21 protein-coding genes are annotated in these 20,969 nt (G+C 70.3%); 4 read left to right on the forward strand and 17 right to left on the reverse strand.

Going from position 1 to position 20,969, the window contains the following annotated elements:
* The first annotated feature begins 255 nt into the window (after positions 1–255).
* Both KY5_RS07155 and KY5_RS07160 read left to right on the forward strand, forming a co-directional pair.
* Positions 256–1,194, forward strand: coding sequence for a 5'-3' exonuclease (locus KY5_RS07155; protein WP_234362641.1), 939 nt, complete (start codon positions 256–258; stop codon positions 1,192–1,194).
* Between the two features lie 52 nt (positions 1,195–1,246).
* Positions 1,247–2,083 (forward strand): siderophore-interacting protein, encoded by an 837-nt coding sequence (locus KY5_RS07160; protein WP_098241417.1) that lies wholly within the window; start codon positions 1,247–1,249, stop codon positions 2,081–2,083.
* Positions 2,084–2,139: 56 nt separating this feature from the next.
* On the opposite strand, the gene KY5_RS07165 is transcribed toward KY5_RS07160, so the two are convergent.
* Entirely contained in the window at positions 2,140–2,739 is a 600-nt protein-coding gene (locus KY5_RS07165; RefSeq protein ID WP_098241418.1) for a GNAT family N-acetyltransferase, read from the reverse strand.
* A gap of 71 nt (positions 2,740–2,810) precedes the next feature.
* On the opposite strand from KY5_RS07165, the gene KY5_RS07170 reads away from it, so the two are divergent.
* Positions 2,811–3,755: an RluA family pseudouridine synthase gene (locus KY5_RS07170; protein ID WP_098241419.1), complete on the forward strand. Its 945-nt coding sequence runs from the start codon at positions 2,811–2,813 to the stop codon at positions 3,753–3,755.
* Here the strand turns inward: KY5_RS07170 and KY5_RS07175 are convergent.
* From KY5_RS07175 to KY5_RS07195, 5 genes are all read right to left on the reverse strand, one after another.
* Positions 3,749–5,224, reverse strand: coding sequence for a cytochrome P450 (locus KY5_RS07175; protein WP_098241420.1), 1,476 nt, complete (start codon positions 5,222–5,224; stop codon positions 3,749–3,751). The genes KY5_RS07170 and KY5_RS07175 overlap by 7 nt on opposite strands.
* Positions 5,225–5,318: 94 nt before the next feature.
* Positions 5,319–5,942, reverse strand: coding sequence for a GTP-binding protein (locus KY5_RS07180; protein WP_098241421.1), 624 nt, complete (start codon positions 5,940–5,942; stop codon positions 5,319–5,321).
* On the reverse strand, positions 5,923–6,351 hold the full coding sequence (locus tag KY5_RS07185) for a DUF742 domain-containing protein (RefSeq protein ID WP_098241422.1): 429 nt from the start codon (positions 6,349–6,351) through the stop codon (positions 5,923–5,925). Before KY5_RS07185 ends, KY5_RS07180 begins: the two co-directional genes overlap by 20 nt.
* Entirely contained in the window at positions 6,348–6,755 is a 408-nt protein-coding gene (locus KY5_RS07190) for a roadblock/LC7 domain-containing protein (RefSeq protein WP_098241423.1), read from the reverse strand. Before KY5_RS07190 ends, KY5_RS07185 begins: the two co-directional genes overlap by 4 nt.
* Positions 6,752–8,377 carry an ATP-binding protein gene (locus KY5_RS07195; protein ID WP_098241424.1) on the reverse strand — a complete coding sequence of 542 codons (1,626 nt, stop codon included), beginning with the start codon at positions 8,375–8,377 and terminating at the stop codon, positions 6,752–6,754. The genes KY5_RS07190 and KY5_RS07195 overlap by 4 nt, the downstream gene beginning before the upstream one ends.
* 484 nt (positions 8,378–8,861) lie before the next feature.
* On the opposite strand from KY5_RS07195, the gene KY5_RS07200 reads away from it, so the two are divergent.
* Positions 8,862–9,956: an LLM class flavin-dependent oxidoreductase gene (locus KY5_RS07200; protein ID WP_098241425.1), complete on the forward strand. Its 1,095-nt coding sequence runs from the start codon at positions 8,862–8,864 to the stop codon at positions 9,954–9,956.
* A 183-nt stretch (positions 9,957–10,139) separates the two neighbouring features.
* Here KY5_RS07200 and KY5_RS07205 read toward each other — a convergent pair whose 3' ends face one another.
* From KY5_RS07205 to pafA, 11 genes are all read right to left on the reverse strand, one after another.
* Entirely contained in the window at positions 10,140–12,950 is a 2,811-nt protein-coding gene (locus KY5_RS07205) for a DEAD/DEAH box helicase (protein ID WP_098241426.1), read from the reverse strand.
* A 54-nt stretch (positions 12,951–13,004) separates the two neighbouring features.
* Positions 13,005–13,895 (reverse strand): diacylglycerol kinase, encoded by an 891-nt coding sequence (locus tag KY5_RS07210; protein ID WP_098241427.1) that lies wholly within the window; start codon positions 13,893–13,895, stop codon positions 13,005–13,007.
* Between the two features lie 40 nt (positions 13,896–13,935).
* Positions 13,936–14,832 carry a twin-arginine translocase subunit TatC gene (tatC, locus tag KY5_RS07215; protein WP_098247101.1) on the reverse strand — a complete coding sequence of 299 codons (897 nt, stop codon included), beginning with the start codon at positions 14,830–14,832 and terminating at the stop codon, positions 13,936–13,938.
* 92 nt (positions 14,833–14,924) lie between these two features.
* Positions 14,925–15,209, reverse strand: coding sequence for a Sec-independent protein translocase subunit TatA (tatA, locus tag KY5_RS07220; RefSeq protein WP_098241428.1), 285 nt, complete (start codon positions 15,207–15,209; stop codon positions 14,925–14,927).
* Positions 15,210–15,416: 207 nt separating this feature from the next.
* Positions 15,417–15,614 carry a hypothetical protein gene (locus KY5_RS07225; protein WP_098241429.1) on the reverse strand — a complete coding sequence of 66 codons (198 nt, stop codon included), beginning with the start codon at positions 15,612–15,614 and terminating at the stop codon, positions 15,417–15,419.
* A 9-nt stretch (positions 15,615–15,623) separates the two neighbouring features.
* Complete coding sequence (locus KY5_RS07230) at positions 15,624–15,884, reverse strand: hypothetical protein (protein WP_098241430.1); 261 nt, start codon at positions 15,882–15,884, stop codon at positions 15,624–15,626.
* Positions 15,885–15,895: 11 nt separating this feature from the next.
* Complete coding sequence (locus KY5_RS07235) at positions 15,896–16,882, reverse strand: helix-turn-helix transcriptional regulator (protein WP_098241431.1); 987 nt, start codon at positions 16,880–16,882, stop codon at positions 15,896–15,898.
* Between the two features lie 17 nt (positions 16,883–16,899).
* Positions 16,900–17,877: a helix-turn-helix transcriptional regulator gene (locus KY5_RS07240; protein ID WP_098241432.1), complete on the reverse strand. Its 978-nt coding sequence runs from the start codon at positions 17,875–17,877 to the stop codon at positions 16,900–16,902.
* A gap of 137 nt (positions 17,878–18,014) precedes the next feature.
* Complete coding sequence (locus KY5_RS07245; protein WP_098241433.1) at positions 18,015–18,389, reverse strand: FKBP-type peptidyl-prolyl cis-trans isomerase; 375 nt, start codon at positions 18,387–18,389, stop codon at positions 18,015–18,017.
* A gap of 75 nt (positions 18,390–18,464) precedes the next feature.
* Positions 18,465–19,460, reverse strand: a complete 996-nt coding sequence (locus KY5_RS07250) for an FKBP-type peptidyl-prolyl cis-trans isomerase (protein ID WP_098241434.1) — start codon at positions 19,458–19,460, stop codon at positions 18,465–18,467.
* 139 nt (positions 19,461–19,599) lie between these two features.
* A complete protein-coding gene (gene pafA, locus KY5_RS07255; protein WP_098241435.1) occupies positions 19,600–20,961 on the reverse strand; it encodes a Pup--protein ligase in 1,362 nt (453 codons plus the stop codon).
* Positions 20,962–20,969 lie beyond the last annotated feature (8 nt).

A 20,969-nucleotide genomic window follows, 5' to 3' on the forward strand; every position in this document is an offset into this window, starting at 1 on the left:
TCCCCCGCCGGCGGGCCGTGGAACGCAGTGGCTTCTGCCCACTTGCCCGATCGAAAAGTTGAATACTCGACCGGGTTCGCTCCGGATGCGCGCCTTCCCGCACTTACACGAATCAAACCGGGGAGTGTTCCAGCTCACATTTGTTGCACTCTCGGCAAGGCTTCTGCGCGATGCGCAACGTGGTCCCGGCGGCGGCACGGAGGGCCCCTCGCCCCGCGGTGCCGTACGGCTCCACTGTCGGTGCCGTGCGGCATGATGCGCAACGTGACTCAGCGAACTCGACGCCTCATGCTCCTTGACACGGCCTCCCTCTACTACCGGGCCTACTTCGGGGTCCCCGAGTCGATGAAGGCCCCGGACGGCACCCCGGTGAACGCCGTGCGCGGACTCCTCGACTTCATCACCCGCCTCGTCCAGGACCACCGCCCCGACGACCTGGTCGCCTGCATGGACGCGGACTGGCGCCCGCACTGGCGGGTCGAGCTCATCCCCTCCTACAAGGCACACCGTGTCGCGGAGGAGGTCCCCGAGGGCCCGGACGCCGAGGAGACCCCGGACACGCTCGCGCCGCAGGTCCCGATCATCGAGGACGTGCTCGACGCGGTCGGCATCGCGCGCGTGGGCGTACCGGCGTACGAGGCGGACGACGTGATCGGCACCTATGCCGCCCGCGCGACGGGCCCGGTCGACATCGTCACCGGGGACCGCGACCTCTACCAGCTCGTGGACGACGAGCGCGGCATCCGCGTCCTCTACCCCCTCAAGGGCGTCGGCTCCCTCCAGATCACGGACGAGAGCTGGCTGCGCGAGAAGTACGGCGTGGACGGCCCGGGCTACGTGGACCTGGCCCTGCTGCGCGGCGACCCGAGCGACGGCCTGCCCGGCGTCCCCGGCATCGGCGAGAAGACGGCGGCCAAGCTCCTCGACGCGTTCGGCGACCTGGCCGGGATCATGGCGGCGGTGGACGACCCGAAGGCGAAGCTCACGCCGTCGCAGCGCAAGCGGCTCGACGAGGCACGTCCCTATGTGGCGGTCGCGCCGCAGGTCGTCCGGGTCGCGGGCGACGTGCCGCTGCCCGACGTGGACCTCGCGCTGCCCCACGAGCCGCGCGACCCCGCCGCGCTCGACGAGCTGGCGGCCCAGTGGAATCTGGGCGGTTCTCTGCAACGGCTGCTCTCCACTCTCCACGCCTGAGGTGTTAACTTAGGCTTGCCTAAGTATTTGTGGATCAGGGGAGGCCGTCGCCATGGCAGAACGTCCGGCACGCAAAGCACCGCAGACCCATGTCGCCCACGTGGTGCGCACCGAGCGACTCACCCCGCACATGCAGCGCGTGGTCCTCGGCGGGGAGGGACTCGCCCAGTTCGCCGCGGGCGAGTGCACCGATCACTACGTGAAGCTGCTCTTCGACGCCGAGGGCGTCACGTATCCGGAGCCCTTCGACATGCAGCGGATCCGCGAGGAGTTCCCGCGCGACCAGTGGCCAGTGACGCGGACGTACACCGTGCGCTGGTGGGACCCCGAGGCCCGCGAGCTCGCCGTGGACTTCGTGATCCACGGCGACCAGGGCCTCGCGGGGCCGTGGGCGCGGGACGCCCGCCTCGGCGACACGATCCGCTTCCTCGGCCCCGGCGGCGGCTACGCCCCGGACGCGGACGCGGGCTGGCACCTGCTCGCCGGTGACGAGAGCGCCCTGCCCGCGATCGCCGCCGCGGCCGAGGCGCTCCCGCCCGGCGCGGTCGCCCGCGTCTTCGTGGAGGTCGAGGGCCCCGAGGAGGAGCAGAAGATCGCGACCGACGCCGAGATCGTCTGGCTGCACAGGGGCGAGCGCCCGGTCGGCCAGCTCCTCGTCGAGGCCGTGCGCGCCCTGGAGTTCCCCCCGGGCGAGATGCAGGCCTTCGTGCACGGCGAGGCGGGCTTCGTGAAGGAGCTGCGCCGCTATCTGCGCGTCGAGCGCGAGGTGCCGCGCGAGCGCCTCTCTATCTCCGGCTACTGGCGCGTGGGCCACAACGAGGACGGCTGGCAGGCGTCCAAGCGCGAGTGGAACGCGCAGGTGGAGGCGGAGCAGGAGCAGGCGGCGTAACCACCTCGCCGAAGCGGGAGAAGCACCAGGAACGGCCGACGACGCCCGGCCCGCCGTCACTCCGACGCGGCGGGCCCGTCCCCCTTGAGACGCGCGTGCAGATGCATGTCGTGCCAGCCGTCCTCGTGCAGCCCCGCGCCGCGCTTGGTGCCCTCCACCGCGAAGCCGGTCCTCAGGGCGACACGACAGGACGCCTCGTTGGCCATCGAGTGCGTCAACTCCAGCCGGTGCAGCCCCACTTCACCGAAGGCCCAGGACGAGAGCGCGACGACGGAACGCGACGCGACACCCCGGCCGCGCGCCTGCGGCATGGTCCAGTAGGCGACCTCGGCCTGGCCGTCGGCGAGCACCATGGCCTTCAGGGCGATCCGGCCCACCAGCTCGTCCGTCCCCGCGTCGGCGACCGCCCAGTACGCGTCACGCTCCCCGGCCCAGCTCGCGCGCCAGTCCTCGATCCAGCCGAGCACCTCGCTCTCGGAGTCGGCCCCGCGCGCGTGCCAGCGGCTCAGCAGGGGGTCCTGGAACGCCTCGTACACGGCGGGCGCGTCGGCGGCCGACCACGGCCGCATGACGAGTCCCCCAGGGACGGCAATGACCGGCTGCTCGCGGCGGGCGAGCGTGCCGGGCGCGACGACGTCTTCGATCTTCATGGGCATGGGCCTCATGGTGGCAGCGGGGCGCGGCCCCGGACAGCGATTTTCCCCCCGCCGCATACCCTGACCTCCTGATGAGACGAAAGCCCCGCGTTCCGCCCGCGCCCCTCCCCCAGCGCGACGGCATCGACCCCGTCCGGATCAAGCTGCCGCCCGACGGCGCGTGGCCCACCGTGCGGGACCACCTCGTGGAGCGGCTCGCCGCCGGGCCCGGGGTCATCGACGCCCTGCTGCGGGACGGCAGGATCGTCGGCGCCGACGGGGTCGCGGTGGTCCCGGACGCGCCCTACGCGCCCGGGACCTTCGTCTGGTTCCACCGGGACCTGCCCCACGAGGTGCCGGTCCCCTTCGCGCTCGACGTCGTCCACCGCGACGAGCACATCGTCGTCGTCGACAAGCCGCACTTCCTGGCGACGATGCCGCGCGGCTCCCACGTCACCCAGACCGCCCTCGCCCGACTGCGCGTCGAGCTCGGCATCCCGACGCTCGGCGCGGCACACCGCCTGGACCGGCTCACCGCCGGACTGCTCCTGTTCACCGTGCGCCCCGAGGAACGCGGCGCCTACCAGACGCTGTTCAGCGACCGCCGCGTCCACAAGGAGTACGAGGCGATCGCCGCCCACGATCCGGCCGTACCGCTCCCGCGCACCGTGCGCAGCCACATCGAGAAGGTGCGCGGGATCATCGCGGCGTACGAGGTGGCGGACGCGGAGCCGAACAGCGAGAGCCGGATCGAACTCGTCGAGCACCGCGCGGGACTCGGCCGCTACCGGCTCGTCCCCCGCACCGGCCGCACCCATCAACTCCGCGTCCACATGAACGCGTTGGGCCTGCCGATCCTCGGGGACCCGGTCTACCCGGTGGTGGCGGACCCGGTGCCGCCGGACGACTTCCGGCGGCCCCTCCAACTCCTCTCCCGCGTCCTGGAGTTCACGGATCCGGTGACCGGCGCCGCGCACCGCTTCGTCAGCGGCAGAACGCTGGGCGCCTGGTCGGCGTACGATGCCTGGGCTCAGTAACCCCGCCACCAGGTCAGGAAGCGGCGCCAGGCCCCCTTGGGCCGTTCGTTCTCGGCGAGGGGTGCGGACGCGGGCTGCTGCGGTGCCTGGGCGGCCACCGGCTCCGGCGCGCGCGACGGCGGCGGGGACGACACGTGCCAGTCCCTGCGCGGCGCGGGCACCTGCGCCGAGGGACGGGCCATCACGTCCTGCGGCGGGCGCGGCGCGAAGCGCACGGGCAGTTGCACCAGGTGCCGCGACAGGATCGACGACGTCCAGCGCAACTCGCTCTCCGGCACGTCGAGTTCGACGTCGGGAAGGCGCATCAGGAGCGCGTCCACACCGGTGTCGGCGATGGCGCGGCCGATGTCCTGTCCCGGGCACTCGTGCGGTCCGCTGCCGAAGGCGAGGTGTGAGCGGTTGCCCTGCATGTTGGCGGCGAGGTCGGGGCGGACCATCGGGTCGACGTTGCCCGGCGCGATGCCGAAGATCAGGCCGTCGCCCGGCCTGATCCGCTGGCCGCCGAGCTGGGTCTCCTGCTTGGCGAAGTAGCCGACCATCGCGCTGAACGGCGGCTCGTCCCAGAGGGACTGCTCGACCGCCTCGGGGACCGTCATCTGGCCGCCGCTGAGCTGGGCGCGGAAGCGCGGGTCGGTGAGGACCATCCGCAGGACGTTCGCGATGAGGTTGGCGGTGGCCTCGTACGCCGCGATGAGCACCAGGCGCAGGTGCGCGCCGACCTCGTCGTCGCTGAGCTGGGCGGGGTGCGCGATGAGGCTGCTGGTGAAGTCCTCCTCGGGGTGGGCACGGCGCCGTGCCACCAGTCCCATCATCACCTTCATGATGTACGCGTTGCTGGCGATGGCGGTCTCGGTGCCCTTGATCATGTCGCGGGCCGACTGCACCATGCGCTCGTTGTACTCCTCGGGCATGCCGAGGATGTGGCACATCACCATCATCGGCAGGTGCTCGGCGAACTGGCTGACGAGGTCGGCCTGGCCGTCCTGGCAGATGTCGTTGAGCAGGTGGTTCGTATAGCGGTTGATGTAGCGGCGGACGCCCCGGTGGTCGATGCCCGACATGGCGCCGGTGACGGCGCCGCGCAGCCGCTGGTGCTCGTCCCCCTCGGCGAAGGTGGCCATCGGCTGCCAGGTGAAGACCGGCGCGAGCGGGTTGTCCGGGCCCGCGGTGCCGTCCCGCACGGCCCGCCAGATGCGCGAGTCGCGGGTGTACTGCGAGGGGGTGCGGATCATGTGGAGGTTCTCGCTGTGGCCGAGCACCGCCCAGATCGGCACGTCGTTGTGGATCAGGACGGGCGCGACCGGGCCGTGCTCGGCGCGCAGTTTCTCGTAGAGGCCCGCGAGATCGGTGTCGGCCTCGGGTCCGTACAGACGGCGCAGGCCGTTGGGGCCGAGCCCGTGGGCGGGACAGCCCGGCGGTGGCGCGGTCGCGCCGTCGGTGCCGGGCCAGGAGGAGGAAGGAGTCGTCACGTTCGTCGCTCCGTGTTCGCGGAAGGAGATCCGGGGTTGCGGAAGGGGTGGCGGGATTGCGGAAGGAGGTGCGGTGGAGGGGCCGGGGCCGCGGTCAGGCGCGGGCCACGGTCAGCGTGTGGAGATAGCGCATCAGCGTCATCAGGACGTCCCTGCTCGACTCCCTGCGGCGGGCGTCGCAGCTCAGGATCGGCACGGCGGGTTCCAGGTCGAGGGCCTTGCGCAGGGTCTCGACCGGGTGGTCGGGCGCGTCGGGGAAGGAGTTGACGGCGACGACGAAGGGCACGCCGCGCTCCTCCAGACGTCCGATCACGTCGAAGCTGACCTCCAGCCTGCGGGTGTCGATGAGGACGACCGCGCCGAGCGCGCCTTCGAACAGGCCGTTCCACAGGAACCAGAAGCGCTCCTGGCCCGGGGTGCCGAAGAGGTAGAGGACCAGCTCCTCGGAGATGCTGATCCGCCCGAAGTCCATGGCCACGGTGGTGGCCGTCTTGGTTTCCGAGCCGTAGTTGTCGTCGACGCCGATGCCCGCCTGGGTCATGGTCTCTTCGGTCGTCAGCGGCCGGATCTCGCTGACCGAGCCGACCATGGTCGTCTTGCCGACCCCGAATCCGCCCACGACCACGACCTTCACGGCGGCGGCGGCCGTGTGCGGCAGAACGTCCTCGCTGCGCGGGCCGGTGATCGTGTCGGTGTTCTTAGAGTTTCTGAAGTCCATGCATCACCGCTTCGAGGAGGGACCGGTCGGGGAGCGCGGAGCGGACGATGGGGGCGCGCGCCTGAATGAGCTCGGTCGCCAGTAACTCCGTCAGGACGACGGTCACGACGCTGAACGGCAGCGCCATGTAGGCCGAGAGTTCGGCGACGGAGAGGGGCGTCGTGCACAGCCGCAGGATCGCGGAGTGCTCCGGCTGCGCCGTGGGGGACGCCTCGCCCGCCGCCACGATCAGGGTGACGAGGTCGAGCGGCGCGCGCTCGGAGTCCTCACCCGTGAGGATGTACAGCCGCTCGGGGTTCTCCGGACTGCGGCGTTCGCGCTGGGGCGGGCCCTCGCGGGCCGCCGCCCCGTCCTGGGCGGGGACGTCGCTGTGCGGAGGGCCGTGCGAGGAGCCTTGCGGAGGAGTCATACGGCCTGCCCGTCACGCCGCGGCGGGCTCGTCAGGTGGGCACCGATGCGTACGACGAGGTCCCGCATGCGGGTGCCGATGAGGCCCGCGTCGACGGTCTCGTCGGCGAGCACCGCGAGATAGGCGCCTGCTCCCGCGGCCATCAGGTAGAAGTAGCCGCCGTTGATCTCGATGATGACCATCTTCATGTTGCCGTCGCTGTGCGGGATCTCCGTGGCCACCGCGGCGGCCAGGCTCTGGAGTCCCGCGCAGGCGGCGGCGATGCGGTCGGCCGCGTCCGGGTCGCCGCCGTAGCGGGCGATGCGCAGGCCGTCGGCGGAGAGCACCACGATCTGCCGCGTCTGCGGCACTCCGTCGGCGAGCTCCTTGAGCATCCAGTCGAAATTGGCGCGTTGCTGGATCACTTCCAGCCCCCCTCGTCGGCATTGCCGTGGTCGTTCTGACTGGTTCCCTGCGGAGGGGTGTATCCCTGCGGGGCGGACGGATCAGGATCCTGGGGCTCGTCGCCCTTGACGCCCTTCATGAACGCCTCGATCCACAGGCCCGGTTCGGGCTCTTCTCGCTTGGGTGCGGGCGGGGGCGACGCGGTCGCGGCGGCGTGCGCCTCGGCGATCCGCTGGGCCTCCGCCTCCTGGGCGTACCGCTCGCTCAGGGAGATCTTGACGCGGCTGCGGCGCTGCGGCAGGCCGTTCGGCGTCCACTCGGTGACCTCGGGGACGTCGTCCTCCATGGTCGCGGTGAGCGGGGAGCGCAGCGGCGGCCCCGCGGTGACGACCCGGGGCTTCTTGCGCCGGATGTTGCGCGCGGGCTCCTCGATCGGCCGCCCGCCGTTGTCCACGCGGGGTACGGCGGAGGCGCCGATGCCGTGGGCGAGACCGGGCGCGGGCCCCGTGGTCATCATCTCGCGCGGCACGATGAGGACCGCGCGTACGCCGCCGTAGGCGGACTGGCGCAGCGAGACCTGGAGGTTGTACATCTGCGAGAGCCTGCCGACCACGGCCATGCCGAGGCGCGGGGTCTCACCGAGGTCGTTCAGGTCGATGCCTGCCTGCGCCTGCTCCAGCATGCGCTCGGCCCTGGCCCGCGCCTCCTCGCTGAGGCTGACGCCGCCGTCCTCGATCTCGACGGCGATGCCGGTCTGCACCTCGACGGCGGTGACGTGCACCTTGGTCTGCGGCGGCGAGTACCGGGTGGCGTTGTCGAGGAGTTCCGCGCAGGCGTGGATGAGCGGTTCGACGGACGTGCCGTGGATGGCGACCTTCGCGATCGAGTGCAGCTCGACGCGCGGGTAGTCGAGGATCCGGGACATCGCGCCGCGCAGCACGCTGAACAGCGGTACGGGCTTGGGCCATTGGCGGCCCGGACGGGCGCCGCCGAGCACCGCGATGGAGTCGGCGAGACGCCCGATCAGCGCGGTGCCGTGGTCGATGCGGAGCAGGTCGTCGAAGACCTCGGGGTTGCGGCCGTGGAACTCCTCCATGTCACGCAGTTCCGCCGCCTGTTGGTGGACGATGGACTGCACGCGCCGCGCGATGTTGACGAAGGCGCGCTGCGCGGACTCGCGCATGGCCTCCTCGCGGTCCAGGGTGTCGAGCACGGAACGCAGCAATTCACGCTGCGAGTCCGGCAGTTCGCGGTAGGCCTCGTCATTGTCGACGACGTTGCGGACCACTTCCACGGGTGATTCGCCCTGGCGCAGTCGCCAGAGCGCCTCGGGCAGGATCTCCCTGCCCAGGCGGACGGTCTCGTCGTCATGGGATGCGATGCGCCGTTCGAGGAAGGCGAGCCGCTGTGCGTACTGCGCGCGCAGCCCCCGGATGATCCGGCCGCGCCGCACGGCTTCGGTGCCGACCACGACGACCATCAGGGTCGCGACGGCACCGCACAGGCCCACGGCGGGGCGCGCGGTCTCCGTCACCGCGGCTACGGCTGCTCCGGTCGCTGCGGCCATGAGCATGGCAGGCAGCAACAGCACACGCGCGTAAGGGATTTCTCGGCCACCGGGAGGCGATTGAACACTCACCATGTATGCCCTCTGAACACTCGTCTTGGGGGGAAATCGGGGGGGACTCTGCGGGAACGGGGTAGCGCGGTGGAACAAAACGAACTTTCGAAAGATCTATGAACAAGCGCGCGAATGTATCGCAACTCGTTTCAACTCGCCGCGCTCCGGGCGAGCTTAGTCCGCCGGAATCATCGCCGAGTCATATTCGGCAACCCCCTGCAGACGCCTCACCCAGGGGCATACACTCACCCCATTTACACGCTTGGCGATCATTCGAACACATGGAGTGACACCTTCGAACGGCCTTGGCCCGCCGGGGAATTGCCTGCTCCGCACCGTCGTTGACGCCTCGTATGGACGCCTGTTCCACTCCACGCATGCGACCTCAGCTGCGGCTGGTCACCCGGGACCACATCGACTTCGGTCGGGTGTGGTCCGCCGCGTGTCGCCTTTGAAGGCACCGCCGACCACCCCACGTCACCGCAGCAGGAGATGAGGCTTCACCATGCCCGTCGAGTTCCTCGGCATCGCCGCCACCAACGAAGGATCCGAAGTGACCGCGCGCTCCGGCGCCTCCTTCGACAAGGACTACACCCTCAGGCTCGCCAGGGCGCATGAGGACCACGGCTGGGACCGGGTCCTGTTCGCCTACGGTTCGGACTCCCCCGACCCCTCCCCCGCCGCCGCGTACATCGCGGCCCGCACCGACCGGCTCCAGATCCTGGTCGCGCACCGCCCCAACGTCTCGTACCCGACGTTCGCCGCGAAGACCTTCGCGACGCTCGACCGGATCAGTGACGGGCGCCTCGCGGTGCACTTCATCACCGGCGGCAACGACCACGAGCAGCAGCGCGAGGGCGACTTCCTCACCAAGGACGAGCGCTACGCCCGCACCCGCGAGGCCATCCAGATCATCAAGAGGGCCTGGACGTCGCACGAACCCTTCGACCACGAGGGCACGCACTACCGCTTCAACGACTTCGTCAGCGACATCTTCCCGGTCCAACAGCCGCACCCGCGCGTCTCGTTCGGCGGCTCCTCGCCCGCCGCGTACGCCGCGGGCGGGGCCGAGGCCGACATCTACTGCCTGTGGGGCGAGCCGCTGGCGCAGACCGCCGAGCAGATCGAGTCGGTGAAGGCGGCGGCGAAGGCCGCGGGCCGCACCGACGTCCCCACGATCCAGGTGGCGTTCCGCCCGATCATCGCGCCGACCGAGGAACTGGCCTGGGAGAAGGCGTACGCGACCCTGGAGCGCGTCAAGGCCCGCAAGGCCGGTGCCGCGCTCTCCCGGCGCCGGCCGCTCGGCGAGCCGCAGAACGCAGGATCGCAGCGGCTCCTCGCGGTGGCCGCGTCAGGGGACCGGCACGACCGCGCGCTCTGGACGCCCACCGCCGCGGAGACGGGCGGCGCGGGCAACTCGACGGCCCTGGTGGGGACTCCCGAGACGGTCGCACAGGCCCTGCTCGACTACTACGACCTGGGCGTGGAGATCCTCTCCGCCCGCGGCTACGACCTCCTCGACGACGCGATCGACTTCGGCCGCCACGTGATCCCGATCGTCCGCGAAGAAGTCGCGAAGCGGGACGCGACGCGCCCGTAGGAGCGCGCCCCCGCAAGGGGCGCGGGGAACTGCGCGACCAGCCACGAAGCACCTGCGGCCGCCGACGAGCACCACGGAGCCCGCCCCGCAAAGCGCCTGAGCGGCCCACTGGGCGCCCAGTCACGCCCGCAGGCCGGACGTGGCTGGTCGCGCACTCCCCGCGCCCCTGACGGGGCGGACCTCTCAGCCGACCGAGCTGTACGCCACCACACCGCGCAACAGCAGATCAACCGCCTTGCGCGCGTTCTTCGCGACCGTACTGTTCTCGCGCGGCGCCGCCGCCGCGATCTGCCCGAGCACGTCGATGACCTGCTTGCACCACCGCACGAAGTCACCCGCCGGCATCTCCGCCTCGCGCAGGACCTCGTCGAGCCCCTTGTCGTTGGCCCACATGTACGCCGCCCAGGCGAAGCCCAGGTCCGGCTCGCGCTGACCGACGCCCTCGGTCTGGCTGATCTTGAAGTCTTCCTCCAGACCGTCGAGACGCCCCCAGATCCGCACCATCTCGCCGAGCGCCGCCTTCGCCGCGCCGGACGGCAGCTTGGGCGCGAGCGCGTCGTCGCCGACCCGTGCTTCATAGACCAACGCCGAGACGCACGCGGCCAGTTCGGCGGGGTTGAGCCCCTCCCAGATCCCGGCGCGCAGGCACTCGCTGGCGAGCAGGTCCAGCTCTCCGTAGAGCCGGGCGAGCCGCTTGCCGTGCTCGGTGACCTCGTTGCCCCGCAGGTAGTCGAGCTCGGTGAGCAGGGCGACGATGCGGTCGAAGGTGCGGGCGATGGTGTTCGTCCGCCCCTCGATGCGCCGCTCGAGCTGCGAGGTGTCGCGCTTGAGGCGGTGGTACCGCTCGGCCCAGCGCGCGTGGTCCTCGCGCTCGTCGCAGCCGTGACACGGGTGCGCGCGCAGCTCCGTGCGCAGACGGGCGATCTCCTGGTCGTCGGCGGCCGCCGCACGCCCCTTGCGGTGCCGGTCGGGGACGATGTGCCCCGCCTTGGTGCGCAGCGCGGACGCCAGGTCACGGCGGGACTGCGGCGAGCGCGCGTTGAACGACTTCGGGATGCGCATCCGGTCCAGCGCCTCGACCGGCACCGGGAAGTCCATCGCCGCGAGCCTCTTGACCTGCCGCTCGGCGGTGAGCACCAGGGGACGCGGCCCGTCCACGTGGTCGAAGCCGCGCTGGCCGTTGACCCGCCCGGCGGGCAGCCCCGGGTCGAGCACGAGCGCGAGGCCCGCGTACTTCCCCGTCGGGACGTGGATGACGTCGCCCTGCTTGAGCTTCTCCAGGGCGGCGGCAGCGGCGACCCTGCGCTGGGCTGCGCCCTGCTTGGCCAGCTCGGTCTCGCGGTCCTTGAGTTCGCGACGCAGTCGCGCGTACGCGTCGAAGTCCCCCAAGTGGCAGGTCATGGAGGCCTTGTAGCCTTCCAGACCCTCCTCGTTCTTCTGCACCTGCCGGGAGATCCCGACGACCGACTTGTCGGCCTGGAACTGCGCGAAGGACGTCTCCAGGAGCTCGCGCGAGCGGTGCCGCCCGAACTGGTCGACCAGGTTCACCGCCATGTTGTACGACGGCTTGAAGCTGGAGCGCAGCGGGTACGTGCGCGTGCCCGCGAGCCCGGCGAGGTGCTCGGGGCTCATGGCGCGCTGCCACAGGACCACGGCATGGCCCTCGACGTCGATGCCCCGGCGCCCCGCACGACCCGTCAACTGCGTGTACTCACCCGGGGTGATGTCGGCGTGCTGCTCGCCGTTCCACTTGACGAGCTTTTCGAGGACCACGCTGCGCGCGGGCATGTTGATGCCGAGCGCGAGCGTCTCGGTGGCGAACACGGCCTTGACCAGGCCGCGCACGAAGAGCTCCTCGACGACCTCCTTGAAGCTGGGCAGCATGCCCGCGTGGTGCGCCGCGATGCCGCGCTCCAGGCCCTCGAGCCATTCGTAGTAGCCCAGGACGTGGAGGTCCTCGTTCGGGATCGAACCCGTGCGCTCCTCGACGATCTCGCGGACCCTCATCCGCGCGTCGTCGTCGTTCAGCCTGAGGCCCGCGTACAGACACTGCTGGACGGCGGCCTCGCAGGCGGCGCGGCTGAAGATGAACGTGATGGCGGGCAACAGGCCCTCGGAGTCGAGCCGTTCGATCACCTCGGGGCGGCCCGGCGTCCAGATCCGTGAGCGCTGTCTGCGCTCGCGCTCGCGGTCGGCCTCGCGGACCATCTTGCCCTTGCGGCGATCGCGCGGGTTGTACGAACGGCTGGCCTCCATCCGCGCCATGCGCGTGAGGTCGGGGTTGACCGCCTTCTTCTGGCCCTCGCCCTCCTCGAAGAGGTCGTACATCCGACGCCCGGCGAGCACGTGCTGGAAGAGCGGCACGGGCCGGTGCTCGGAGACGATCACCTCGGTGTCGCCGCGCACGGTGTCGAGCCAGTCGCCGAACTCCTCGGCGTTGGACACCGTCGCCGAGAGGGAGACGAGCGTGACCGACTCCTGGAGGTGGATGATCACTTCCTCCCAGACGGCGCCGCGGAAGCGGTCGGAGAGGTAGTGCACCTCGTCCATGACCACATAGCCGAGGTTGAGCAGCGACTGCGAGCCCGAATACAGCATGTTCCGCAGGACCTCGGTGGTCATGACGACCACCGGGGCATCGGAGTTGACGCTGTTGTCGCCGGTCAGCAGGCCGACCTTGTCCGCGCCGTACCGCTTGGCGAGGTCGGCGTACTTCTGGTTGGAGAGCGCCTTGATGGGCGTGGTGTAGAAGCACTTCTTGCCCTGCAGCAGAGCGAGGTGCACGGCGAATTCGCCGACGATCGTCTTGCCCGAGCCCGTGGGGGCGGCGACGAGCACGCCCTTGCCCGCCTCGAGCGCCTGGCAGGCCTCGATCTGGAAGGGGTCGAGGCCGAATTCGTACATCTCGCGGAAGGACGCGAGTGCGGTGGCCTGCTCGACAGCGCGCTTGCGCGCCGCCGCGTACCGCTCGGCCGGTGAGAGGTCCTCTGTCATCGTGCTTTCGAGACTACCGGGGACCACTGACAACGGACGATCATTATCGGGAGCTCACGGCCCCAGGATCCGTACGGCCCCCGGCACGCACTCCGCGGTCAGCGGCAGCGCGCCGAGCGGCTCACCGTCCGCGTATCCGGTGATGCCGGGCGCGGCGAGCTCGACCTTCGCGGCCCGGTACACGGTGACCTTGGGATGGTCGAGGTGCGTGCCCTTGTAGACGCGCGGAAAGACCTTCAGGAGCGTCGTACGGCTGCAGTCCCCCACCACCGTGACGTCGAACAGCCCGTCGCTCATGTCGGCCGCCGCGCAGATCCTCATGCCGCCGCCGTACGACGTTCCGTTGCCGACCGCCACGAGCGTGGCGTCGACCTCGTGGACCGTCCCGCCGTCGAGCACGATGCGGTAGGGCACGGGCCTGAACGCGGCGAGCTCGGCGACCATCGCCAGGTCGTACTTGAAGCGCCCGGTGGGCCACCGCATCCGGTTGCCCCGGTCGTTGACCCGCGAGTCGAAGCCGGACGCGAGCACGGTCCCGAACCACGTCCCTTCGACCCGCCCCAGGTCGACGTCGCGGGTGCGCGCCCCCTTGAGCGCCTCGGCGACCACCTCCCCCGCGGCGGCGGGCTCGCGCACCGGCAGGCCGAGCGCCCTGGCGAAGTCGTTACCCGTGCCCACGGCGATCACGCCGAGCGGCGTGCGGGTCCCGGCGACGGCCTGGAGCGCGAGGCTCGCCATGCCGTCGCCGCCGACGGCTATCAGCGCCCCGGTGCCGCCGTCGACGGCCTCACGGGCCCTGCGTAGCGCATCGGGGGCGTCCACACCGATGACCGTGCGTACGGAGAAGCCGCGGGCCCGCAATGCGGAAGCGGCCGGCTGCGCTGCGTGAGCGCCCCGGCCGCGGCCCGCGGTGGGATTGACGAAGAGGGTGATCTCGCTGGTCACGGGCGGACCATACAAGGTCGGGTCACTTCGCAGGAACCGTTTATGTCACGTCGTCGAAGCCGTTCACCCGCTGATCGGACCGTCCGGAGCCCGCCTGCTCGGGCAGCGCCCTCGGCGGCCGTACCCCTTCGACCTGGTCGATCGGCTCGGGCGTCAGGTCGAGGTCGGACGCCTCGTCGTCGTCCAGCTCGGCGTCGGGATTCTTCCGTGCCCGCCGCTTGTCGTTCACGATCGAGAAGGCGACGGCGATGAAGTACAGGACGACGATCGGCCCCGCGAGGGCCATCATGCCGAACGGGTCGGTGGTCGGCGTCGCGACCGCGCCGAAGATGAACACGCCCATGACGACACCGCGCCACCAGCCCGCCATCCGGCGCCCCGTCACCATGCCCGTCAGGTTCATCATGATCAGGATCAGTGGCAGCTCGAAGGCCGCGCCGAAGATCAGGATCATCCGGACCGTGAAGTCGAGGATCTTGTCCATCGGCAGGATGTTCGCCGAGCCGTCGGGGGTGATCCCGAGCAGGACGCGCACGCTGATGGGCAGGATCACGTAGGCGAGCAGCGCGCCGCCCGCGAAGAGCGGCACCGCGGCGGACACGAAGGCGTACGTGTACTTGCGCTCGCTCTTGTGCAGTCCGGGCGCGATGAACGCCCACAGCTGGTACAGCCAGACCGGGCTGGCGATGATGATGCCCGCCATGACGCTGACCTTGACCGTGGTGGTGAACGGCGAGAGCAGGTCGGTGTAGGCGACGACGGCGCACTCGCCGCCCTTGCTCTCCAGGCCGCCGTCAGGACAGCGCGGCACCGGGGACGCGAGGAACTTCATCAGTTCTTCGCTGTAGTACGCGGCGGCGATCGACACGATCGTGATCGCCAGCATGCCCTTGGCGAGCCGGTTGCGGAGCTCGCGCAAGTGCTCCGCGAGGGGCATCCGCCCCTCGGGGTCCTTCTCCTTCTTGCGGGCAGACTTGAGCAACCCACGTCCTCATCTCGTGCGGCAGGCCGGTCGTCACCGACCTTGGATCAGCGCTGCGTCGTACGGTCGGTCGGCTCGTTGACCGGGCGCGAGCTGGTCACGTCGCCGGGGGCCGCCTGGATGGTGCGCTGCTGGACGGCGGGGTCGCTCGGCGGGTCGGCCGGCGCGGCCTCGTCCTTCTTGCCTTCGCTCTTCATGGCCTTGGCCTCGCTCTTGAGGATGCGGGCCGACTTGCCGAGGGAGCGCGCCATGTCGGGCAGCTTCTTGGCTCCGAACAGCAGGACGATGACGACGAGGATGAGAATGATCTCGGTGGGGCCGAGCCTACCCATAGCTGTATACCTTCTTCACCGAGGCGACAGGAGTCTGGTTGCTCGGAGAACGGACATACATCCGATCTCCTCGCTGGCAGCGATCGTAACCCCCCGGGGTAAACGCTCGGCAATCCCCGCGCATACTCCGAGTACGGCCCCCGCCTCGATCCCGGGCCGCCTTCGCAGCGTACCCGCCATCCCTGGGGAGTTGACAGGTCGCGGAGGCTAAAGGGCCTCTCCGCCCGCACGGGCCACACCGGCCGCCGCCTGCTCCAGGTCCTCGGCCGCCCGGTTGATCTTCCGTGTGGTCTCGCTCACCTGACGTGCGAGGCGCTGTGCCTCCACGAACACCTTGATCGCCAGTACGCCGAGGACGGCGAGACCCAAGAAGCCCGCCGCGATCGCGAGCATCGCCCAGAACATGCGCCGAGCCTAGACGGTGGAGTGCAGACGCAGCGTCCGCACCCCCGCGCCGGTGAGGAGTTCCACGATGCGCTCGCCCGCGGGCTTGCGCACCGCGACCCCGCACTCGGGGCAGGTGAAGGAGTAGAAGGTGGTGCGGCGGCTGGCGCCGATCGCCAGGCGCAGCGCCCCCGCGGAGAGCTCGAAGCGGGCGCGGCAGTCGGGGCAGGCGGCGGTGAAGAGGACGGGCCCGTGCTTCGGCTGCGCGGGCACCCCCGGCAATCCGGACATGGTCGGTGTGCTCAACGCCCCTGCTCCTGCCTGTCGTCCCTGTCGAAGGGCTGCTCGTACGCGTCGAGGGCCTCGCGCGCCGCCTGCCGCGCGCTGTCGGCGAGCTGCGCCGGCGAGACGATCCGCCCGTCCCCGCCGAGCCGCAGCGCGAGCCTGCGCAGCGAGGCGGGATCGGGGGTGCGCAGGGTGATCCGCAGACCGCCGTCGGGCAGCTCGTCGGCGCTGTCGTGCGGGTAGTACTCGGCGACCCAGCGTCCGCCGGGGCCGACCTCGACGACCACCTCGGGGTCCTCGGCGGCGGGCTGCACGAGTCCTTCGGAGAGGTCGCGCAGCTCGACCTCGGGCGGCGCGGACGGCTCGTCCAGGATCTTGATCTCGGCGACCCGGTCGAGCCGGAAGGTGCGGCGCGCCTCGGAGCGGCGGCACCACGCCTCCACGTAGGTGTGGCCGACGCTCACCAGGCGGATCGGGTCGATCTCGCGCTCGGTGAGCTCGTCGCGGGCGGGCGAGTAGTAGCGGATCCAGAGCCTGCGGCGCTCGGAGATCGCCCGGTCGACGTCGGCGAAGACGCCGCCCTCGGACTCGAAGGTGACCGAGAGCCGGGAGCTGGCGCCCGCCGCCTCGCCCGCCGCGGTCTCCAGCTTGGCGGTGGCGCGCAGGAGCGCGAGGCGGTCGCTCTCGCGCAGTCCGGGCAGGGTGGAGACCGCGCGGGCGGCCACCAGCAGCGCGGTGGCCTCGTCGGCGGCGAGCCGGAGCGGCGCCGCGACGTCGTCGGGGTTGTGCCACCAGATGCGGTCGCCGTCGGTGTCGATGTCGAGCAGGTCGCCGCCGCGGAAGCTCGTCCCGCACAGCGGCAGGACGTCGAGGTCGGAGATCAGTTCGTCGGGGGTGATGCCGAAGGCGCGGGCGACGTCCCCCACGTGGGCGCCGGGGCGCTCGCGCAGATAGGTCACGAGCGACAGCATGCGTCGGGTCTGGTCGATGGCGTTCGAGGCCATGGTCTTTCCGTTCCCCCTCAGCCCTTGGCCACGGCGCGCAGCCGGTCCACGACGTCGGCCCGCAGCTCGGCGGGCTCAAGGACCACCACGTCGGGCCCGAACTCCACCAGCCAGGCATCGAGCCCGTGGCCGTACGGAATCTCCAACTCGTCCCACCCGTCGCCCAGTTCCCGCACCGAGACGGCCTTGGCGCGCAGCGGGTAGCCCGCGCCCGTCCGCAGCCGGATCAGGGCGGTGCGGTCGGCGGTCTCCCCCGCCCAGCTCGCGACGGTCTCACGGACCGTGACGACGTCGGGGACGTCGGCGGTGTACTTCCCCGCGCGGGCCCGGACCTTGCCGGTGATCCGGGAGAGCCGGAAGACGCGCTCGGCGCCCCGGTCCCTGTCCCAGCCCGCGAGGTACCAGTGGCCGCGCCAGCACTCCAGCGCCCAGGGCTCGACGTGGCGCTGCTCGGGGCGGGCCGCCGTGGCCTTGCGGTAGTCGAAGACGACGGGGCGGCGGTCGCGGCAGGCCAGCATCAGCGGCTCGAAGGACGCGTCGTGCGCGGGGATGCGCGGTTCGAGGGCGCCGTGCGACTCGTACGGGTCGACGTCCTCGGGCAGCCCGGCCGCGCGCAGCTTCTGCAGGGCGCCGCTGGCCGCTCCGGCGAGCCTGGCCTGCTGCCAGACCTTCGCGGCGAGACCGAGGGCGGCGGCCTCCTCGGCGTCGATGGTGATGGGCGGCAGCCGGTTGCTGTCCCTGCGGGCCAGGTAGCCGACGTCGCCGTCGAGGTTCTCCACGGTCTCGATGACCAGGCCGAGCTCGCGAAGGTCGTCCTTGTCGCGCTCGAACATCCGGTTGAAGGAGTCCTCCGACCCCGCCGCCCGGCCGCCGGGCCCGAAGGCCTCGACGTATGCCTCGATGGAATCGCGCAGCTCGCGCTTGCTGAGCGGCCGCCGGGTCCCGAGCAGACACAGCGCCAGGTTCATCAGCCGCTCGGCCTTGGCAATGGCCATCGACGCCCTTTCTCGGCCTTACAACAGACAGTGCTTCCGACCGATGACCGTACCGCCCCGGGGTGTCGTGGCAAAAGCCAAGGGTCCATGCCAGACAGGCATGGACCCTTGACGAACAGATCAGGTCACGGACGTCCTCAGACGGAGACCAGGTCGCAGACGAAGATCAGCGTCTCGCCCGGGGCGATGCGGCCGCCACCGGCGCCGCGGTCGCCGTACGCGAGGTGGGCCGGGATGGTCAGCTCGCGCCGGCCACCGACCTTCATGCCCTGCACGCCCTGGTCCCAGCCGGAGATGACCTGTCCGGCACCGAGCTGGAACTCCAGCGGGTTGCCGCGGTTCCAGCTCGCGTCGAACTCCTCGCCGGAGCTGAAGGCGACGCCCACGTAGTGGACCTTGACGAAGTCGCCCGCCTTGGCGACCGCCCCGTCACCCTCCCAGATGTCCTTGATCTGCAGCTCGGTCGGCGGCTCGCCGACGGGGAAGTCGACCTCGGGCTTGTCAATGCTCACGAAAATGCTCCTGCTTGAAACGAAAGGTCAGCGCGGACAGTCTTGCATCCCTCGCGGCGGATCACTCAGCGCGGATCACTTCGCGAGGATGTCCACGCAGAAGACCAGCGTCGAGTCCTTCTTGATCGGGCTGCCCTGCGGCGGCTGGTCGCCGTACCCCAGCTCCGGCGGGATGACGATGAGCACACGGCTGCCGACCTTCTTGCCGGTCAGACCCTGTGCCCAGCCCTTGACGACCTGCGCGAGCTGGAACTGCGCGAGCTGACCGCTCTTGTACGAGGAGTCGAACTCCTTGCCGTCCGCCCAGAGCACGCCCTTGTACTGGCACAGGAGGCTGTCGGTCTCCTTGACCACGTCACCGTCGCCCTCCAGCACATAGCTGGCGACGAGCTTCTTGGGGGCGTCGGTCTTCGGGACGTCGATCGAGGGGGCCTTGCCGTCGGTGTTCGTGCCGACCTTGGGCAGGTCCTTGTTGGACTGCGCGACCTCCTTGCCCTTCGCCGAGCTCTTGGCGTTGAAGGAGTCCACGAGGTCGACGACGAACACGAGGGTGTCCGAGCCCTTGATGCCCGCCTGCTTGTTGCCCTCCTCGCCGTAACCCATCTTCGGCGGGATGGCGAGCTCCACGCGGCTGTCGAGCTTCTTGCCCACCAGGGCCTGGTCCCAGCCCGGGATGACCTTGCCGACGCCGATCGGGAAGACCGTGGGGTTGCCCCGGTCGTAGGAGTTGTCGAAGACCTTGGCGGTGGCCCAGATCTGGCCGAGGTAGTTGGCCTGCAGGTAGTCGCCCTTGGCGACCTCCTTGCCCTTGCCCTCGATCAGCGTCTTCACCGCGAGATCGGAGGACGGCTTGCCCGAGCCCTTGGCGACGGTCGGCTTCTGCCCGAACTTGTCGCCCTTGGTGATCTCGGGCACAGGACCATCGACGATCTTCGCCGTCGGCGGGGCCGACGCGGAGTTGGTCGGGCTGTCGCTGGGCTTGGACTTGGCCTTGTCGGCCTTGTCGTCACCACAGCCTGCCAGCGTGAGCAGGCCGGCCGGGACGGCAAGAAGAAGTGAGCGTCGGCGCACGGTGGGGGCCTCGTATCGGTCGATCTTGTGGGTTGGCGTGCGCGCAACTCTACGGCGTGAGAAGGGCGCCGTACGAGGAACGTACGGCGCCCGTGTTGCGTTCCCACGACGCAACTGGCCTCACAGAGGCCCCATCGACTCACATCCCGGCGATGAGCTTCTCCACCCGGTCGTCGACCGACCGGAAGGGGTCCTTGCACAACACGGTGCGCTGCGCCTGGTCGTTGAGCTTGAGGTGCACCCAGTCGACCGTGAAGTCACGGCGCTGTTCCTGGGCACGCCGGATGAAGTCGCCGCGCAGCCTCGCGCGTGTCGTCTGCGGCGGCACCGACTTGCCCTCGAAGATCTTCAAGTCGTTGCAGATGCGGGTGGCTTGACCCTTCTTCTCCAGGAGGTAGTACAGACCCCGTCGACGGTGGATGTCGTGGTAGGCGAGGTCTATCTGCGCGACCCTCGGATGCGACATGGTCATGTTGTGCTTCGCCCGGTACCGCTCGATGAGCTTGTACTTCATGACCCAGTCGATCTCGGTGCCGATCCGGTCGAGGTCCTCGGCCTCGATCGCGTCGAGCGTGCGGCCCCACAGTTCGAGGACCTGCTCGACCGTGCCGGTGCGGATGCCCCTGCGGTCGACGAAGTCCACGGCCTTCTCGTAGTACTCGCGCTGCACTTCGAGTGCCGATGCCTCGCGGCCGCTGGCCAGACGCACCTTGCGGCGGCCCGTGATGTCGTGGCTGACCTCGCGGATGGCCCGGATCGGGTTCTCCAGGGTGAGGTCGCGCATGACGGTGCCCGCCTCGATCATGCGCAGCACGAGGTCGGTGGCGCCGACCTTCAGGAGCATGGTCGTCTCGGACATGTTCGAGTCGCCGACGATGACGTGCAGCCTGCGGTAGCGCTCGGCGTCGGCGTGCGGTTCGTCGCGGGTGTTGATGATCGGCCGGGAGCGGGTCGTCGCCGACGACACGCCCTCCCAGATGTGCTCGGCACGCTGACTCACGCAGTACACGGCGCCGCGCGGAGTCTGCAGCACCTTGCCCGCGCCGCACAGCAGCTGCCGCGTGACGAGGAACGGGATGAGGATGTCCGCGAGCCGGGAGAACTCTCCGTGACGGGCAACCAGATAGTTCTCGTGGCAACCGTAGGAGTTTCCCGCCGAGTCGGTGTTGTTCTTGAAGAGATAGACGTCGCCCGCGATTCCCTCCTCGTGCAGGCGGCGTTCGGCGTCGACGAGCAGGCCTTCCAGAATGCGCTCGCCCGCTTTGTCGTGGGTGACAAGCTCGGTCACGTTGTCACATTCGGGTGTGGCGTATTCCGGATGTGATCCCACGTCAAGATAGAGGCGGGCTCCGTTCCGCAGAAAGACGTTGCTGCTGCGGCCCCATGACACAACACGGCGGAAGAGGTAGCGCGCCACCTCGTCAGGCGACAGGCGGCGCTGTCCCCTGAACGTGCACGTGACGCCGTACTCGTTCTCCAGCCCGAAAATGCGGCGGTCCATGACTGAAC

The organism is Streptomyces formicae, from assembly GCF_002556545.1.
GTDB lineage: Bacteria > Actinomycetota > Actinomycetes > Streptomycetales > Streptomycetaceae > Streptomyces > Streptomyces formicae_A.

Excerpts from the sequence above, each read along its gene's own strand:
- KY5_RS07155 (WP_234362641.1), top strand. The coding sequence starts at position 256 with ATGCGCAACGTGACTCAGCGAACTCGACGCCTCATGCTCCTTGACACG.
- KY5_RS07160 (WP_098241417.1), top strand. The coding sequence starts at position 1,247 with ATGGCAGAACGTCCGGCACGCAAAGCACCGCAGACCCATGTCGCCCAC.
- KY5_RS07165 (WP_098241418.1), bottom strand. The coding sequence starts at position 2,739 with ATGCCCATGAAGATCGAAGACGTCGTCGCGCCCGGCACGCTCGCCCGC.
- KY5_RS07170 (WP_098241419.1), top strand. The coding sequence starts at position 2,811 with ATGAGACGAAAGCCCCGCGTTCCGCCCGCGCCCCTCCCCCAGCGCGAC.
- KY5_RS07180 (WP_098241421.1), bottom strand. The coding sequence starts at position 5,942 with ATGGACTTCAGAAACTCTAAGAACACCGACACGATCACCGGCCCGCGC.
- KY5_RS07185 (WP_098241422.1), bottom strand. The coding sequence starts at position 6,351 with ATGACTCCTCCGCAAGGCTCCTCGCACGGCCCTCCGCACAGCGACGTC.
- KY5_RS07195 (WP_098241424.1), bottom strand. The coding sequence starts at position 8,377 with ATGGTGAGTGTTCAATCGCCTCCCGGTGGCCGAGAAATCCCTTACGCG.
- KY5_RS07200 (WP_098241425.1), top strand. The coding sequence starts at position 8,862 with ATGCCCGTCGAGTTCCTCGGCATCGCCGCCACCAACGAAGGATCCGAA.
- KY5_RS07205 (WP_098241426.1), bottom strand. The coding sequence starts at position 12,950 with ATGACAGAGGACCTCTCACCGGCCGAGCGGTACGCGGCGGCGCGCAAG.
- tatC (WP_098247101.1), bottom strand. The coding sequence starts at position 14,832 with ATGCCCCTCGCGGAGCACTTGCGCGAGCTCCGCAACCGGCTCGCCAAG.
- tatA (WP_098241428.1), bottom strand. The coding sequence starts at position 15,209 with ATGGGTAGGCTCGGCCCCACCGAGATCATTCTCATCCTCGTCGTCATC.
- KY5_RS07225 (WP_098241429.1), bottom strand. The coding sequence starts at position 15,614 with ATGTTCTGGGCGATGCTCGCGATCGCGGCGGGCTTCTTGGGTCTCGCC.
- KY5_RS07230 (WP_098241430.1), bottom strand. The coding sequence starts at position 15,884 with ATGTCCGGATTGCCGGGGGTGCCCGCGCAGCCGAAGCACGGGCCCGTC.
- KY5_RS07235 (WP_098241431.1), bottom strand. The coding sequence starts at position 16,882 with ATGGCCTCGAACGCCATCGACCAGACCCGACGCATGCTGTCGCTCGTG.
- KY5_RS07240 (WP_098241432.1), bottom strand. The coding sequence starts at position 17,877 with ATGGCCATTGCCAAGGCCGAGCGGCTGATGAACCTGGCGCTGTGTCTG.
- pafA (WP_098241435.1), bottom strand. The coding sequence starts at position 20,961 with ATGGACCGCCGCATTTTCGGGCTGGAGAACGAGTACGGCGTCACGTGC.